The organism is Kitasatospora viridis (assembly GCF_007829815.1).
GTDB lineage: Bacteria > Actinomycetota > Actinomycetes > Streptomycetales > Streptomycetaceae > Kitasatospora > Kitasatospora viridis.
Genome location: NZ_VIWT01000001.1, coordinates 5,125,056 through 5,139,425, shown reverse-complemented (window position 1 = coordinate 5,139,425; position 14,370 = coordinate 5,125,056). Strand labels below are relative to the sequence as shown.

Genomic DNA, 14,370 nt, shown 5'->3' with positions numbered 1-14,370 from the left:
CGCGCGGGTGGCGCGGCGCCCGGGTCAGCCGTAGACGATCCGGCGCAGCTGACGGGCCGACAGCTGCGGCGCGGCGACCCGGCGGGCGGGCAGTTCCTCGGCGATCCGCTGGAAGATCTGCTCGTTGGTCAGTCCGCGCGCCTGCAGCTCGGTGTGCCGGCGCTGGACGAACTCCGCGGTGGTCTCCGAGAAGTACGCGAGCACCTCGGCCACCACCCGGGCGGCCTCCCGGGGGTTCAGGCCGCTGCTCCGGGTGAGGTGGGCGATCAGGTCCGCGTGCGGAGCCTGGGGCGAAGAACTGTGCACGGGCAGTGAGCCTAGGCTCGCCGAACGGAGAACACCAAGATTTCTGCCCGATTTCGGGCAGGATCCGCGAGCATCTCCCACCGATGCAGCAACTTCCGCTGCGGGGGGTGGCAAAGCACCGGAACTCCGCTACTCTCCTGATCATGTTCTTCTCCGAGCGGCATTAACGGACCGTCAGACCGCCCCCAGGCGTGGGCGGTAGACGCCATCCGTCATGCCCGCACGCTGCCGAGCGGCGTGCCATTTCTTCGGAGAACCCCCATGTCTGCCAGCACCTCCTACCGTGCTGTCCTCGCGCTGCCCTCGGCGCGCAGGCTCTTCCTCGCCGCGCTCGCCGCGCGGCTCTGCTACGGCGTGCTCAGCATCCCGCTGCTGCTCGCCGTCCGCGCCGGCACCGGCTCCTACGCGCTGGCCGGCACCACCGTCGGGCTCGCGGGCCTGGGCACCGCGCTGCTCGGGCCGTTCCGGGCCCGGCTGGTGGAGCGGCACCCGGCGGTGCTGCGGCCGATGGCGCTGGTCTACGCGGTGCTGCTGGCGCTGCTCGCCACCGCCTGCGCCGAGCGCTGGCCCGCTCCGCTGCTGGTGGCCACCGCCGTGCTGGCCGGGTGCTGCCCGCCGCCGGTCGGGCCGCTGATGCGCACGCTCTGGGGCCGGCTGGCCGCCGACGAGGCGCAGTTGCAGTCGGCGCTCAGCCTGGACACCGCCGCCGAGTCCACGGTCTTCGCGCTCGGGCCGGTGCTGGCGGGCTCGCTGGTCGCGGCGAGCTCGGCGGCGGTGGTGCTGGGCAGCTGCGCGGTACTGGTGCTGATCGGCTTCGGCCTGCTCGCGGCCGCCCTGCCGGCCCCCGCGGAGTCCGGCCGCGCCACCGGGCGCGGGCGCACACCGCTGCTGGCGAAGGGCTTCCTCCCGCTGGTCGGCCTGGCCGCGGCGGTCGCGGCGGCGCTCGCGATGGCCGAGGTCGGCCTGCTCGCGAGCTGGGGGACGCTGATCACCGGCGTGCTCACCACGCTCTTCTCGGTCGGCGGCGTGGTCGGCGGGCTGCTCTACGGGCGGCTGTCGGTGCCCGTGCCGCTGAGCCGGCGCCCGCTGCTGCTGGCCGGCGCGGCGGCGCTCTGCTACGCGCTGCCGGCCGGGGTGCCGGTGGTCGCGGTCGGCGGGGTCGGCCTGCTGCTCGCGGGCGCCTTCTCCGACGTGCTGCTGGTCACCTGCTACCAGCTGGTGGACCATCTGGTGCCGGCCGGTTCGCGCACCGAGGCCGGGGCCTGGCTGAACACCGGGTACAACCTCGGCGCGGCCGCCGGCGCCGCGCTGGCGGGCGCGCTGGTGGAGCGGACCGGGGCCGGTGCGGTGCTGCCGGTGGCGGCCGCGGTGGTGGCCGGGTTCGCACTGCTCGCCGCGCTGGCCGCGGTGGTGGGCGCACGGCGCGGGGCGGCCCCGGACGGGGCCGGCGCCGAGGTCGGCCATGAGCTCGGTGAGGAGCTCGCTGCGGAGCTCGGCCGCGAGCCGGCCGACCAGGTCCGCGTCTGATCCGCGTGGGTGCTCGCGGTGCGGACGCTCGCACCGCGGGCGTCCGCACCGGCCCGCCCCCGTGGACTGGGTGGAACCCGCGGGGGCCGGGGTGACGGTTGGTCAGGGGCGGCTCAGGAGCCGCCGGCCGGTGCCCGGCGACGGATCAGCCGGCGGCGCTCCGGCTGGTCGGGCAGCCAGCCGAAGGCGAGGCTGCTGCCGATCAGGCCGAGCAGCAGGCCGATCACGAAGCCGCCCAGGTTGGAGGTGACCCAGCTGGCGAGGGCGAGCAGCACCGCCATGATCGAGTAGAACAGCCGTTGGGCCGGGTTGAAGAGCAGCAGCAGTCCGCAGAGCCCCAGCATGCTCGGCACCAGGTAGCCGGCCAGGCCCATCATGCCGATGTGCAGGATCACCGGGAGCGCCGCCTTCTCGGTGAACAGGATCTCCGCTCCCGCCAGGGTGACCAGCAGCCCGCCCCAGAACGGCCGGGCGCCGCGCCACTGCCGGAAGCTGCGCCGCCGCTTCGGTGCCGGGCCCGGCTCCGTCGGGTCGGCCGCTGCCTCCGCCGACGCCTGCGCCTGCGCCTCGACCTCCGCCTCGACCTCCGCCTGTACCGACTCGGCCGCCGGGTCGTGCGCCGTCCGCTCGCCCATCCGTCAGCAGCCCGTGTCGCTGAAGCTGAGGCGCAGGTGGGGGAGGTTGAACTTGGCGGCAGTGGTGGCGTAGTTGTCCTGCCGCAGGTTCAGGATGTCGACGGTGTCGGCCTGTTGCCCGAAGACGCCCTGGTTGCCCTGCACGCCGGGGACCTCGTTGAACGTGCTGGCGTCGCCGCCGATCTGGATGTTCTTGAAGGAGGCGTCGCCGGAGAGCAGGTCCGAGTCGGTGGTCAGCCCGTTGGCGGTCACCGGGGTGCCCGCGTCACCGGCCGTGATCTTCAGGTTGGTGCCGCCCAGGTTGACGCTCTGGCACAGGTTGGTGAGCCAGCCCTGCTTGATCGCGGAGACCGCGACCAGCACCTGGCCGCCGGTGTTCCCCTGGTTCGGACTGTTCGGGATCATGTTGTCCATGTCGCCGAACTGCTCGAAGCCGTCGCCGTGCAGGTGATCGGCGGTGACGGTGAAGGCCATCCCGGAGATGGCGAACTGGGCGCCGAGCACGCCCTGCGCGGTCATCGCCATCAGCACGCCGCCGGCGACGCAGGCGGGGATCGCCATCAGTGCACTGCGGCGCAGCCGGACCCGGCCGCGGCCGCTGCGTGGCGCGGGGGTCGGTTGCGGCTCGGCGGCTTCGGGGGTCGCGGAGGTGGGGTCGACGGAATCGGGCATGGCTGCTCCAGGAAGTGGGGGTGGGGGCCGGTGGAGAGCTCAGCGGCACGGTGTCCTGGCGCGGACAGTGCTCCCCCTCGGGCGATCAACCACGCTCCCTGGCAGGGGAGTTGACGATCAATCGGGCGATGGGGACAGCTGCCTGGAAGTTACCTCGGGGTAGACAGCGGGTCAAGGCTTGGCACAGGGCAGCTCCGGGCGCCGCCAGTCGGCGCCGGCCGCCTGCGCCTGCGCCACCCGCTCGGCCGCGGCCGCCGGGCCGATGAACGCGGCCAGCGCGAAGTGCGCCAACGTCGGCAGCAGGCCCGGGAGTTCGGCGTGCCGACCGGACGCGATGCAGCGGTAGACGGCCGAGTAGACGCCGCCCACCACCGCGTCCACCAGCACCTCGCCGTCCACCCCGCGGGGCGGCGGCGGGCAGTCGGCGAAGAGCCGGCGCAGCCGCATCCGGAACTGCTCGCGGGCCAGCCGCCCGGCCGGTCCGACCGCGTCGATCTCCACCACCGCCAGGGTGGCGAAGGCGGGCACGTCGGCCAGGATCGCCAGCACCGCCCGCAGCGCGGCGTGCAACCCGGCGCACCAGTCCGTCTGGGCCGCGTAGGCCTCCTCCATCCGCCGGATCACCACGGCCGTGCCGTGCCGGTGGGCGGCCAGGAAGGCCTCCTCCTTGCCGCTGAACTGCTCGTAGAACACCGGTCTGGTGACCCCGGCGGCCCGGCAGATGTCGCTCACCCTGGCCCCGGCGTAGCCGCACTCGGCCACCGTGTGGACCACCCCGTCGAGCAGCCGTTCGCGCTGGGTGGCGGCCACCACCTCGGCCGGGATCCGGCTCGGTCCGCGCCGGATCGAGCGCGCCGGATCTCGTCCGCTGCGCTCGCCGGGAAGGATCAAGTCGCTTACCACCACGTCGGTTTCAAGATTTATCCGCAAGTTTCGCACCATCCCTTGACGCTCGCCCGGGCCAGGTTTAGAACCTTCCCAGGTTTCCAATCGGGTGAGATCAACCCGGCACTGTGGCATCCGAGTTGACGGTCAATCACGTCAACTGCTCAGTATGGCGCAGAAACTGCCGAAGAGCGGTGGCAGCCGCCGAGCCCGGCACCGGGAAACCTGTCAACCGGCTGAGTGGGCCGGACCCCCGTGGCGCCGGGCGGTCCGGCCCCACCGGTCGGCCGCCCCGTGTCGCGAGGAGCCCTGCCATGCCCCGTAACGCACCCGCACATTCCAGCACCCGGCGTCGACTGTCCGGCGCGGTCGGCGCGGCCGCCGCCGCACTGCTGCTGACGGTCGCCGCCGCGCCCGCCCAGGCGGCCGGCGCCCCCGGCGGCGGCTACACCGGGATGGGCCACTGCCCGCTCACCTCCCCCGCCATGCAGGACCCGAGCGACCTCCAGGTGGGCTGCGTGGTCGCGGTGACCAACGCCGGCAGCTTCACCATCGGCTCCACCGTCGTACCGCTGACCTCGCCGATCACCCTGCAGTTCGGGGTCTACTGGGACAAGTCCGCTCCCCAGGTCAACTTCCCCGACGGCAGCAGCGCCAACCAGTACACCACCGTGACCCCCAGTGGCGCGCCGCTGCTCAGCGCACAGCCGGCCCAGATCACCATCCCCGGCATCGTGAACTTCCTGCCGGGCCTCACCAGCATCTTCGCCCAGGTCCAACTCGCGGGCCAGGTAACGCAGTTCACTCCGCTGGCGACCGGCGAGTCATACCCGGTGTTCAAGCTGCCGGTCAAGCTGCACCTGTCCAACGCGTTCTTCGGCGACGACTGCTACATCGGCTCGGACTCCTCGCCGATCGTGCTCGCGCCGACCACCGGCACCACCGCCCCGCCGGCGCCCGCCAAGCCGATGACCGGCGACCCGGGCACCATCTCGGTCAACCAGGACCCGAACGGGTACAGCTCGCTGCTGGCCTCGTTCACCGGCGCCTCGCTGGTGGACAACACCTTCACCGTGCCGGGCGCGACCGGCTGCGGCCTGGGCGGCAGCCTGGACTGGATCATCGACCTGGCGATGGGCCTGCCCGCCGGGGCCGGCAGCGGCTCGGTGAGCTTCCGGCAGACCGACACCTCACTGGCGCTGGACACCAGCCTGTCCGACCTGACCTCCGCGCTGAACGCCTCCGCCGGGCACTGACCCGCGGGGCCCGCACCGCTCCCTCACGAACCGCTCCCTCACGCACCACCGCCCCACGAACCACTCCCCCACGGAGTGCACCCCCACCCAGGAAAGAGAAGAGAACCCCTCATGCGCAACCGCATCCTGCTCGGTACGGCCGCCCTGGCCGCCGCAGCCGTCACCGCGCTCACCGCGCTGCCCGCCAGCGCGGCCGGCACCGTGCTCACCTACGGCAGTGCCGGTGGCAGCGCCGTCGCCGTCGGCGACGTGCTGACCGCCAACCTGGCGAGCGGCACCTACGCCACCCTCTACTCGACCGCGGCGGGCGGCTCCGGCGTCAAGTGCTCCAGCTCCGCCTTCAACGCCACCGTGACCGCCAACCCGAGCGCCCCCGGCACCGCCGTGGAGACCCTCAACACCCAGACCTTCGGCGGCTGCAGCGCCGTCGGCGTCCCGGGTGTCACCGGGGTCAGCAGCGTGACGGTGAACAACCTCACCTACACCAACAACGTCAGCGACGCGAGCGGCGACCCGGTCACCCTCAGCGCGGGCAGCGCCGGTCCGATCCAGACGACCATCGTGCTGCGCACCCTGCTGGGCACCGTGACCTGCGTCTACCAGGCCTCGCCGGCCAGCCTGAGCGGTGTGGCCAGCAACGCCGCGCAGACCCTCAGCTTCACCAACCAGTCCTTCACCCGCAGCTCCGGCCCCGCCACCTGCTTCTCGGCCGGCTACTTCACCGCGGCCTACGGTCCGATCCAGGACAGCAGCCAGTCGGGCAGCCCGGCGGTGTACGTGAACTGACGCACCCCCGGGCGACCGGGGCCGCGGTGCGGCGGTCGGGACCGCCGCACCGCGGCCCCGCCCGTCCGCCCCGCCTACTGCGCTGGTTGGAGACGGCCGCCCGGCTACCGCGCTGGGTTGACGCCGTGGTCGGGCGATCGGCCGATGCGGCCGCCCGTCCGCACGCGTTAGCGTGATCGTCGTGGCCCGCCGGGAGCGGGGGGTCCAGTCGGACCGGACGGGCGGCGGCCAAGGCGCGCATCCCTGTCCCGCCGTGGGGGCCGGTCCGCCGCACGGCCCTCGGGCGGTGGTCGGGATGTGGTCCCCGACCACCGCCCGGGGTGGCGCTCAGACCTGCGGCACCAGGGTGAAGTAGCGCTCCAGCACGGCCCGGTCGCCGCTCACCGCGAGCCGGTCGGCGGGCAGCCGGCCCCACAGGAAGAGCACCAGGTCACCGGCGCTGCCCGCGAGTTCGACGTCGGGCCGGACCTGCTCGTCCGCCGGGTCCAGGATCAGCACCTGCTCGCCCTCGAAGCGGACCGTCCAGCTCTGCGGCCCGTCGGTGCGGCGCAGCCGGTAGCACTCGCCGGCCCCGGCCGGGGCCGGCCGCAGCACGCGCCGCACCGGCGCCATCACCTCGAAGGTCTGCGCCACCGCGTCCACCGCCAGGTCGGTGGCGAGCGGGGCGCCCGGCTCGCCCAACGCCCGCTCGGCGTCCCAGCGGTGCAGCGAGACCTCGATGGCCTGCACCCGCAGCCAGAAGGCGACGGTCGGGTCCGCGCCGTAGGTCCAGACCCGGGTGTCCAGTGGCGTCTCGGCGAGGGCGGCGGCGAGGGCCGCCGCGCCGGTGGCCAGCCAGTCGGCCAGGCCCGGCGGCACCGGACCGGCGAAGGGCTGCTCGGCGGGCCGGTCGGTCGGCGGCCAGTGCGCGGTGTCGGCCGGCAGGTCGAGGTGGCTGAGGTCGGCGGGGTCGGGCGGGGTGTCGCGCCGCTCGGTGACCAGCCGGGCCACCACCCGGTACACGGCTCCCATGTGCAGCGCCAGGTCGGCGACCGACCACTCGGGGCAGGACGGCACCAGGAGCGCGCCGGGCGCGCCGGCCGCCTGCCGGACGGCTCGTTCGAGGGCCGCGCTCTCGCGGCGCAGGTGGTTGAGCTGGTCTGCATGGTCCATGTACCAACCATGCTGACCGATCGTCAGGCGGGCAACCAGCGCACGGCGGGAAATCCTGCCTGTCGCGAAAACTTGCGCGCCACGCAACCTTGCGTGGCGCGCAGAATTGTCTAGAGTGGAGGCATGACGACGGATCAGGTCGACCCGGCGACGGCGGCGCAGGCCGCGGGCGGACTGCGCGAGCGCAAGAAGCAGGCCACCCGCGAGGCGCTGAGCTGGGCCGCCCTGCGACTCGCCGTGCAGCGCGGCGTGGAGGACGTGCGGGTGGAGGAGATCGCGACGGCGGCCGGCGTGTCGCCGCGCACCTTCAACAACTACTTCTCCAGCAAGTACGAGGCGATCATCTTCCGGCACCTCGACCGCACCCGCCAGGCCGCCGCGGCCCTGCGGGCCAGGCCGGCCGAGGAGCCGCTCTGGCCCGCGCTGACGGCGGCCCTGCTGGCGCCGTACGAGGAGTGGGACGGGATGCCGCCGGAGCAGGGCCGGGCGCAGCCGGCCGGCCCCACCGTGCGCGAGTCCCCCGGCATCGCCTGGACCGCGGGCGTGCGCCGACTGCTCGCCGAACCGGCGCTGCAGGGCGAGTTCGCCCGGGCCGGCGTGGCCGCCCGGGCCGAACTGGCCGCCGCGGTGGCCGCCCGCACCGGGACCGACGCCGAGCGCGACCTCTACCCGCTACTGGTCGCCGCCGCCGCGCTCACCGCGCAGCAGGTGGCCAGCGACCAGTGGCTCCGGCACGACCCGCCGGTGCCGCTCGGCCCACTGCTGCGGCAGGCCCTGGCCCAGCTGTCGGCCGGCCTGCCCGACCCGTCCCGCTGATCCACCCCAACTGATCCACCCCAGCTGATCCACCAGCGGTCCGCGCCGCGCCACGCGCCGGACCGATGCCCTTGCACGCTCTCACATCTGACGGACCGTCAGTTTTCAGGGGGTTCCCCATGCCCAACGACACAGCAAACGACACAGCAAACGACGCAGTCATCGACGTCGCCGTCATCGGCGCCGGCCCCAACGGCCTGCTGCTCGCCTGCGAGCTCGCCCTCGCGGGCGTGCGCCCGGTGGTCTTCGAGAAGCTCGCCGAACCGGGCGAGGCCCAGCGCGCCAACGGCGTGGTCGGCCAGGTGGTCCGCCTGCTCGACCACCGCGGCCTGCACCAGCGGATCACCGGCGGCGACCAACCGCCCGCTCCCGCACCGGGGTTCATGTTCGCCGCGTTCCCGCTCGACCTCGCCGAGCTCGACCCCAACCCGGTCCACCTGCTCACCGTGCCGCAGCCCCGACTGGAGGCGCTGCTCGCCGAGCGGGCCGCCGAGCTCGGCGTCGAGGTGCGCCGCGGCCACGAACTGCGCGGCCTGCGGCAGGACCCGGACGGCGTGGACCTGGAGCTGGACGGCCCCGACGGCGCCGTCCGGGTCCGCGCCCGCTACCTGGTCGGCTGCGACGGCGGCCACAGCACGGTGCGCCGGCTCGCCGGCATCACCTTCCCCGGCGTGCCGGGCCCCGGCGTGGTGTCCCGGGCGGCGCACGCCACCCTGCCGCCGGAGTGGATCGACCCGGAGAGCGGCGAGCTGGTGGTCCCCGGTCACGGGCGGGTGCCGTACTTCCGCTTCTACCGCACCGAGCAGGGCGTCTTCATCTTCGCCTCGCCCGACCCGAAGCGCCCGCTGATCTCCACCCTGGAGTGGGGCGAGCCGCCCGCCGATCCCGAACTGCCGCTCACCCTGGAGGAGATGAGCGCCAGCATCGAGCGGGTGCTGGGCGCACCCGTGCCGCTCACCCCGCCGACCGGACCGGGCCCGCACCTGCTGCGGCGGCACGTCAACGGCAACACCCGGCTGGCCGACCGCTACCGGGAGGGCCGGGTGCTGATCGCCGGCGACGCCGCGCACGTGCACTCGGCCGTCGGCGGGCCGGGGCTGAACCTCGGCATGCAGGACGTGGCCAACCTCGGCTGGAAGCTGGCCGCCGACCTGCGGGGCTGGGCGCCGCCCGGCCTGCTGGACACCTACCAGTCCGAGCGCTACCCGCTGGGCGAGCGGGTCTACCTGCACTCGCAGGCCCAACTCGCCCTGATGGCACCGGGGCCGGAGGTCACCGCGCTGCGCGCGCTGTTCGGCGAGCTGCTGGCCGCGCCGGAGAACACCCGGCGGATCGCCGACCTGATCGCCGGCTCGGACGTGCGCTACCCGGTGGCCTGCCCGCACCCGCTGGCCGGCCGGTTCGCTCCCGAGTTCCCGCTCGACGGCCCCCGGCTGGCCGAACTCATGCACCGGGCCCGCCCGTTGCTGCTCGACCTGACCCCCGACCAGTGGTTCCTGCCGGTCGCCCGGGGCTGGCGGGACCGGGTCACCGCGCACGCCGCCACCAGCTCCGCGGCCCCGGCCGCCGCACTGCTGGTCCGCCCCGACGGTTACGTCGCCTGGGCGGCCGACCCCGAGGAGGACGCCGACACGGGCGGGAAGGCGCTGCGGGCCGCGCTCACCGACTGGTTCGGGGAGCCGGTCGACGGTTAATCGATGGCCCGGCCCCGCCCGGCCTCCTATCGTCCTCGGGGCAGGACATCCAGCACGGGGAGCCACGGACATGCGCACGCACTACCCTCGGACGCCGCATCTGCCCTGGTCGCCCGGGGCGAGCGCGGACGACCTGCGCACCGGCGACCTGTCCGGGCTGCGCGGGCGCGAGGTGGTGGTGACCGAGAAGCTCGACGGCGAGAACACCACCCTCTACCGGGACGGTCTGCACGCCCGCTCGCTGGACTCCGCCCACCACCCCTCCCGCACCTGGGTCAAGGCGCTCCAGGGCCGGATCGGCCCGACCGTGCCGCAGGGCTGGCGGATCTGCGGGGAGAACCTGTTCGCCCGGCACTCCATCGCCTACCGCGAACTGGCCGGGTACTTCTACGGGTTCTCCGTCTGGGACGCCCAAGACCGGTGCCTGGACTGGGACCTGACGGTGCGTTGGCTCGGTGAGCGGGGCGTTCCGGTGCCCCGGGTGCTCTGGCGCGGCGTGCTGGACGACCGGGCCGTGCGCGCGCTGCGGGCGCTGCGGCTCGACCTGGACCACCAGGAGGGGTACGTGGTCCGCACCGCCGACGGGTTCCCCCGGGCCGAGTTCGGGCAGCGGGTCGCCAAGTGGGTCCGCCCCGGGCACGTGCAGACCTCGACGCACTGGATGCACGCGCCCGTGGTGCCCAACGGCCTGGGGCCGTCGGCCGCGCTCTGGTCGGTGCGCTCCGGCGGGCCGGTGGTGGCCGAGGAACTGCTCGCGGCGCTGGGGGCGGACCTCGTGGGCGACCCCGCCGCCGCGCGGGCCGCAGCCGAACGGCTCGACCTGCTCAGCCGCACCGGGGACGCCCGGCTGGCCGGGGTGCTCGCCGCGCTGCTGCACGGCGCGCACCGCGGCCGGCTGGCCGGCCGGCTCGCCGGGGCGCTCGGGGTCGGCGCGGCCCGCCGGGTCGCCGACCTGGTCGGCCTGCACGCCAACCTGCTGCTGCCCTACCCGGACCAGGACCGCCGGGGCGGCCTCGGCCGGCTCGCGCTGGCCGCCGACCTGGGCGTGCTGCACGCCGTCGCGGCGGCCGTCGCCGACGGCCCCGCCGGCTCGGCCGAGGCGGTCGAGCAGGTGGAGTGGTCGGCGCTGCTCGCCGAGGAGGCCGGGCTGCTCGGCCCGGACCCCTTCGCCGAGCTGCGCACGGGGCTGCGGGCCGAGCTCGCCGGCCTCGACCCGGCGGCGGCCGACCGCTGCTGGGCGCAGGCCAAGGAGGCGTTCGCCCTCGGGCGGATCGGCAGCGCGGCCGAAGCGGTGCCGGCCACCTGGCGATGGCGGGACGGCGGCTTCCCCCGGCTGGTGCAGCTGGTCGGGCCGTCCGGCAGCGGCAAGAGCAGCTTCGCGCGCCGGTTCGCGGGATCGGCACGCTACCTCGCGCTCGACGACCTGCGGGCCGCCCGGGGCGACCGCGCCGACCAGCGGGCCAACGGCGAGGTGCTGCGCGAGGGGCTGGACCGGCTGGACGCCGCGCTGGCCGCCGGCGGCACCGCCGTCTGGGACGCCACCTCGCTCACCCCGCACCAGCGCGCCCAGGCGCAGGCGGTGGCCCGGCGGCGCGACGCGCTCACCACCCAGGTGGTCGCGCTGGTCGGCGAGCCGGAGCTGCTGCGCCGCAACGCGGTGCGCGAGCACCCGGTGCCGGCCGAGGTGCTGACCGAGCAGCTGCGCCGCTACGACCCGCCCTACCCCGGGCAGGCGCACCGCACCTGGTACCTGGACGCGGCGGGCGAGGTGTCGGACACCGCTGACACACTGTCGGACCTGTCCCTTCCGGAGGTGGGAGCCTGATGCGCACCAGCGAGGAGATCTACCACCGGGTCCGCTGGGACGCCCGGTTCGACCCGGCGCGGTTCGTGCTGGGGGTGAGCCGGCGTCAGGCCGAGCCCAAGCGGATCCCGCTGCCCGCCTTCGTGCCGGGCGGGGAGATCCCCTGGCACCGGGTGCTGTTCGTGGAGGCGGACGGGGAGCTGGTCTGGGACCGGGCCAGCGGCCTGGACCTGCTGGACCGCACCGACGCCGGCCTGGCACGCGAGCCGCGCCGCCTGCAACCGCCGTTCTTCACGCCCCGTCAGGTCTGGCACTGGAACGGCGCCGCCTGGACCGCCGGGGCCGAGGCGGACGGCGTGGCGGACGTCGCGCACCCGCGGCTGGTCACCTGGAACACGCTCTGGGACCGCTACGACGGCGCACTGATCGACACCGCGCGCCGCCGCCCCGCGCTGCTCGCCGCGCTGGCCGGGGCCGACGCCGACCTGATCGCCCTCCAGGAGGTCGAGCCGGCTCTGCTCGACCTGCTGCTCGCCGAGCCCTGGGTGCGCGAGCGGTACGCGCTCAGCTGCGGCCCGGCCGACCGGCGCACCCTCGACGCGCACGGCCTGCTGCTGCTCAGCCGGCTGCCGGTGCGCGAGGCCGGGCACCACGAGCTGGGCCCGCACAAGGCGCTGGCCGCGCTCACCGTGAGCACCGCCGCAGGGCCCCTGGTGCTGGCCGCCACCCACCTGAGCAGTGACCACTCGCCGGCCGGCGCCGATCGGCGCGAGGTCGAACTCGCCCGGATCGCCGAGGGGTTGAGCGGTGTGCCGGGCGAGCTGGTGCTGCTCGGCGACTTCAACGACGGCCGCGAGGGGTCGGCCGGCCCGGGCGTGGCGCTCGCCCTGCGCGACGCCTGGACCGAGGCGCACGGCCCCGGCGACCGCACGCCCACCTTCGACCCGGTGGCCAACCCGCTGGCCGCCGTCTCCTCGCTGACCGGTCGGGCCGGTCGGCTGGACCGGATCCTGCTGCGGCCGGGAGCGGCGAGGGTGACCGGCGCGCGGCTGCTCGGGCGCGTCGCCGAGCCCGGCCGGCCGCTCCCGTCGGACCATTACGGCGTGGCGGCCGACCTGGACCTGAGCGGCGACGCGCCCGGGGAGGTGCTCGACCTGGCGCCCGGCGCGCGGACGGCGGTGGCCTGGCTGCCGCCGGCCGAACTCTGGCCGGCCGTCCAGGAGGTGCGGCGGCGCCACGACGCGCAGCTGCACCGCTGGCCGCCGCACGTCAACCTGCTCTTCGGCTTCGTCCCGGAGGCGGAGTTCGAGCGGGCCGCGCCGCTGCTGGCCGCCGCGGCCGCCGAGGTCGGGCCGTTCACCGCCCGGCTGGCCGGCCTGCACAGCTTCGGCCACCGCGAGGACGCCACCGTCTGGCTCGACCCGGCGGCCGGCGGCGAGCAGCCGTGGGCCGACCTGCGGCACGCGCTGCTGCGCCGCTTCCCGCGCTGCCGGGGCCGGGCCGAGGGCTTCACCCCGCACCTGACGCTGGGTCGGACCGCCGACCCGCAGGCGTTGATCGCCCGGGCCACCGAGGCGCTGGCGCCGATGACGGCCGAGGTCGGCGAACTGGTGCTGCTCTCACGGCGCGGCAGCGGGCCGATGCGCCCGCGCGCCACGGTGCGGCTGGGCAGCGGCGAGCTGCGCTGGCTGCCGGAGGCGCTGGGGTGCCACCCACCGACCGGCGGGCCGGCGGACCAGGCGCTGGTCAGCGAGCTGATCAGCCGGGTGGTGCGGCACGCGGAGGTGCTGGAGGTGGTCGGTTCCCGGCGGATGCGGTGCGCGCTGGAGGGCGCGGACCTGGACCTGGTGGCGATCGTGCCGGGAGACGTCGATCTGACGGACTTCCAGCTCCCGGAGGACATCGAGGTCCGCGAGGTGACGGGGGCTCGGGTGCCCGGACTGCGGCTGCGGACGAACGGGCTGACCGCCGACCTGGTCGTGGTGGGCTGCGGTGACCTGCCGCCCGCCGAGGCCGTGGCCCGGCGGGCCGAGCTCGGCGAGGCGGCCGCCGTAGCGCTGAGCGCAGTGACCGACGCGGCGGCGATCGAGCGGGCGGTCGGCGCGCGGCACGCCGCGTTCGCCCTGCTGGCCCGTCAGGTCAAGGCCTGGGCGCGGGCCCGCGGGCTGGACGGCGCGCCGTTCGGCGGCCTGCCCGGGCTGGCCTGGGCGGTGCTGGCGGCGCGCACCACCCTGGACCACCCGGAGCTCGCGGGCGACGCGCTGCTGCGCGAGTTCTTCGCGGACTGGGCGGGCTGGGACTGGCGCCGACCGGTCGCGCTCCTCGGCGGTCCGACCGTGTCGGTCGAGCCATCCGGACACCCGGTCACGGTGCTGACGCCGACCGCTCCGGTGCGCAGCTGCACCGAGCAGGTGGACGTCGGCCGGCTCGACCTCCTGGTCCAGGAGCTCTACACGGCCTGGGAGTCGATCGGCGACGACGTCCCCTGGCGGGAGCTGCTCGCCTCCCCGCCCCTGCACCGCCGCCACCGCGCCTGGGCCACCGTGGACATCACCGCCGCCACCCCGGAGCGGCTGGCGGACACCCTCGGCCGGGTCCGCGGCCGGCTGCGCGCCCTGCTCACCGCGCTGGCCCAGGCCGGCTCCCCCGACCTGCACGCCTGGCCCCGCCCCCACGAACTGACGCCCACCACCGCCCACTTCGCCATCGGCCTCGGCCGCACCCCGCCCGACCGGGACCGCCTCGCCGAGCTCACCGCCCCGTGGCTGCGCGGCCTGGCCGGCGTGTCGGTCGCCCGGCTGGGCGGAGGTGACGTGCCGACGCTCCGCTGACGGCGG

Annotated in this window: 12 protein-coding genes; 7 read left to right on the top strand and 5 right to left on the bottom strand. The window is 75.4% G+C overall.

Annotation, left to right across the window (positions count from 1 at the left end):
- Window positions 1-24 precede the first annotated feature (24 nt).
- A complete protein-coding gene (locus tag FHX73_RS23210; RefSeq protein ID WP_145906844.1) occupies window positions 25-306 on the bottom strand; it encodes a hypothetical protein in 282 nt (93 codons plus the stop codon).
- A gap of 261 nt (window positions 307-567) precedes the next feature.
- Between FHX73_RS23210 and FHX73_RS23205 the strand changes: the two genes are divergently transcribed.
- A complete protein-coding gene (locus FHX73_RS23205; protein ID WP_145906843.1) occupies window positions 568-1,833 on the top strand; it encodes an MFS transporter in 1,266 nt (421 codons plus the stop codon).
- Between the two features lie 113 nt (window positions 1,834-1,946).
- Here the strand turns inward: FHX73_RS23205 and FHX73_RS47280 are convergent, their stop codons facing one another.
- From FHX73_RS47280 to FHX73_RS23190, 3 genes are all read right to left on the bottom strand, one after another.
- Window positions 1,947-2,468, bottom strand: a complete 522-nt coding sequence (locus FHX73_RS47280; protein ID WP_281292695.1) for a M50 family metallopeptidase — start codon at window positions 2,466-2,468, stop codon at window positions 1,947-1,949.
- A 3-nt stretch (window positions 2,469-2,471) separates the two neighbouring features.
- A complete protein-coding gene (locus tag FHX73_RS23195) occupies window positions 2,472-3,140 on the bottom strand; it encodes a DUF6230 family protein (RefSeq protein ID WP_145906842.1) in 669 nt (222 codons plus the stop codon).
- A gap of 171 nt (window positions 3,141-3,311) precedes the next feature.
- Window positions 3,312-4,031 carry a TetR/AcrR family transcriptional regulator gene (locus tag FHX73_RS23190; protein ID WP_246213671.1) on the bottom strand — a complete coding sequence of 240 codons (720 nt, stop codon included), beginning with the start codon at window positions 4,029-4,031 and terminating at the stop codon, window positions 3,312-3,314.
- A gap of 308 nt (window positions 4,032-4,339) precedes the next feature.
- Between FHX73_RS23190 and FHX73_RS23185 the strand changes: the two genes are divergently transcribed.
- Both FHX73_RS23185 and FHX73_RS23180 read left to right on the top strand, forming a co-directional pair.
- Complete coding sequence (locus tag FHX73_RS23185; protein ID WP_145906840.1) at window positions 4,340-5,281, top strand: hypothetical protein; 942 nt, start codon at window positions 4,340-4,342, stop codon at window positions 5,279-5,281.
- 111 nt (window positions 5,282-5,392) lie between these two features.
- Complete coding sequence (locus FHX73_RS23180) at window positions 5,393-6,067, top strand: Tat pathway signal sequence domain protein (protein ID WP_145906839.1); 675 nt, start codon at window positions 5,393-5,395, stop codon at window positions 6,065-6,067.
- A gap of 327 nt (window positions 6,068-6,394) precedes the next feature.
- Here the strand turns inward: FHX73_RS23180 and FHX73_RS23175 are convergent, their stop codons facing one another.
- On the bottom strand, window positions 6,395-7,219 hold the full coding sequence (locus FHX73_RS23175) for a maleylpyruvate isomerase family mycothiol-dependent enzyme (RefSeq protein WP_145906838.1): 825 nt from the start codon (window positions 7,217-7,219) through the stop codon (window positions 6,395-6,397).
- A gap of 123 nt (window positions 7,220-7,342) precedes the next feature.
- Here FHX73_RS23175 and FHX73_RS23170 point away from each other — a divergent pair, with 123 nt between their 5' ends.
- The 4 genes from FHX73_RS23170 (at window position 7,343) to FHX73_RS23155 (ending at window position 14,364) form a co-directional block, all read left to right on the top strand.
- A complete protein-coding gene (locus FHX73_RS23170; protein ID WP_145906837.1) occupies window positions 7,343-8,035 on the top strand; it encodes a TetR/AcrR family transcriptional regulator in 693 nt (230 codons plus the stop codon).
- Window positions 8,036-8,154: 119 nt separating this feature from the next.
- Window positions 8,155-9,729 carry an FAD-dependent monooxygenase gene (locus FHX73_RS23165; protein ID WP_145906836.1) on the top strand — a complete coding sequence of 525 codons (1,575 nt, stop codon included), beginning with the start codon at window positions 8,155-8,157 and terminating at the stop codon, window positions 9,727-9,729.
- A 70-nt stretch (window positions 9,730-9,799) separates the two neighbouring features.
- Complete coding sequence (locus FHX73_RS23160; RefSeq protein WP_145906835.1) at window positions 9,800-11,554, top strand: RNA ligase family protein; 1,755 nt, start codon at window positions 9,800-9,802, stop codon at window positions 11,552-11,554.
- Window positions 11,554-14,364: a poly(A) polymerase gene (locus tag FHX73_RS23155; protein WP_145906834.1), complete on the top strand. Its 2,811-nt coding sequence runs from the start codon at window positions 11,554-11,556 to the stop codon at window positions 14,362-14,364. Before FHX73_RS23160 ends, FHX73_RS23155 begins: the two co-directional genes overlap by 1 nt.
- Window positions 14,365-14,370 lie beyond the last annotated feature (6 nt).